Origin of the sequence: Halomonas sp. C22 (genome assembly GCF_007655045.1) — a bacterium.
In the GTDB taxonomy this organism is placed as follows: Bacteria; Pseudomonadota; Gammaproteobacteria; order Pseudomonadales; family Halomonadaceae; genus Vreelandella; species Vreelandella hamiltonii.
The window spans coordinates 1-1,932 of sequence record NZ_VBVC01000021.1 but is presented as its reverse complement, the minus strand read 5'-3'; the positions used below and the strand labels follow the sequence as shown (position 1 = coordinate 1,932).

Annotated in this window: 1 protein-coding gene; it reads left to right on the top strand. The window is 65.3% G+C overall.

All coding sequences use genetic code 11. The annotated features are described in order from the left end of the window. Positions 1-603 precede the first annotated feature (603 nt). On the top strand, positions 604-1,860 hold the full coding sequence (ltrA, locus tag FEU76_RS18475; protein WP_260851424.1) for a group II intron reverse transcriptase/maturase: 1,257 nt from the start codon (positions 604-606) through the stop codon (positions 1,858-1,860). Positions 1,861-1,932: the final 72 nt, after the last annotated feature.

The following is a 1,932-nucleotide window of genomic DNA, read 5'->3' as shown; positions in this document are numbered from 1 at the left end:
TTGGTGCGCCAGGCATGGCGCGCAGCGCCCGACGGGCGCTGTTTCCGAGGGTGGTGCCTCGGAATGACTTGGGGGTGAAAGTCCCCTACGGACCCTGATAGCGGGAACCGTTAGCCGAACAGCAAGGGTGTCCGTCGCGAGACGGAATCTGAAGGAAGTTGGAGGCAAACTCCCGGCCCGACGAACAGAAATCGCATACGAGGCTGTCGCCACCTGGGCGAGAGGGCCAAGAAACTCGAAGCCCAATAGCTATCCGGAAGGGGCGGCAGTAGATGCGGCGGGTGTATGGGAGGAAGGTCGCGCGTCTTACCCTGGGAGGTCTGATGGTCTGCCACAGTGCTACCGGCGCCGAGAGGCGGCGGGATGGGCCATCAGACGTCAGCAGAGGCCATAGTAAGTGCCGATTCACCCCGGCACCAAGGGCCGAACATGAAGAACCGCGAGTAGGCGATGATGTCTCGAGGATCGATCATGAAGACCGAAACTGACGCGGATACCGCCACCCACCCAGAGGGGCAGGGGCAGTACCCCGCGTCCCGGCCGGGGGGCGTCGAGACGGTCCCGGCGTCGTCATCGTGGACGAAAGCGGAGCTCGCCCCGCTCATGGAGGCCGTGGTAGAGAAGGCCAACATGGCGCGGGCTTACCGCAGGGTGGTCGCCAACAAGGGCGCGCCGGGTGCCGACGGTATGACGGTGCAGCAGCTGGCGGACCACCTGAAACAGCACTGGCCGACGCTGCGCGAGCGGCTGTTGGCCGGTGAGTACCACCCCAGCCCGATCCGAGCCGTCGAGATTCCCAAGCCCAAGGGCGGAACGCGACAGCTCGGCATTCCCACGGTCACCGACCGGCTGATCCAGCAGGCGCTGCTTCAGGTGCTGACGCCGATTTTCGATCCGGATTTCTCCGCATCGAGCTACGGCTACCGCCCTGGGCGCAGTGCCCAGCAGGCCGTCTCGGCGATGAAGGCCCATGTCACCGCCGGCCGCCGCTGGGCGGTCGACCTCGACCTGGAAGCCTTCTTCGACCGGGTGAATCACGACCTGCTGATGGCCCGGGTTGCGCGCCGCGTCCGCGACAAGCGGGTGCTACGCCTGATCCGACGCTATCTGGAAGCCGGGATGTTCCAGGACGGCCTGGCCGCTCCACGCCGGCAGGGCACACCTCAGGGCGGTCCACTGAGTCCGCTACTGGCCAATATCCTGCTGGATGACGTGGACAAGGAACTGGAACGCCGGGGCCACCGCTTCTGCCGCTACGCCGACGACATGCAGGTGTATGTCAGGAGTCGGCGGGCGGGTGAGCGCGTCATGGCCAGCCTGAGTGATTTTCTCGAGAGCTCACTCAGGCTGACGGTCAATCGCGACAAGAGTGCGGTGGACCGACCCTGGAACCGGGGGTGTCTGGGCTACACGCTGACCCGGCACAAGTTGCCGCGGCTGACCATCGCCAAGACCAGCCTGCAGCGCCTGATGCAGCGTGTCCGTGAGATCCTCAAACGCGGCAGAGGGCGCAATATCCGACGCGTCATCGAAGAACTGGTGCCAGTCCTGCGAGGCTGGGCCAGCTACTTTAGCCTCGTCGACGTGAAACGCCCGCTGGAAGCGCTGGATCAATGGACACGTCGCCGATTACGCTGTGTGATCTGGCGGCAGTGGAAGCGCCCGACGACCCGGCGCCGGAAGCTTCTGGCGCTAGGCCTGGACGCATACCGTGCCTGGAAATCAGCGGGGAATGGGCGAGGAGCCTGGTGGAATGCGGGTGCCTCGCACATGAATCAGGCCCTGCCGCGGAAGCGGTTCGACGGGCTGGGCCTGATCTCGGTACTGGATACGGTAAGAGGGCTTAACCGTTCTTCATGAACCGCCGTATACGGAACCGTACGTACGGTGGTGTGGGAGGGCGCCGGGGGTGACCCCGGCCCCTACCCGATC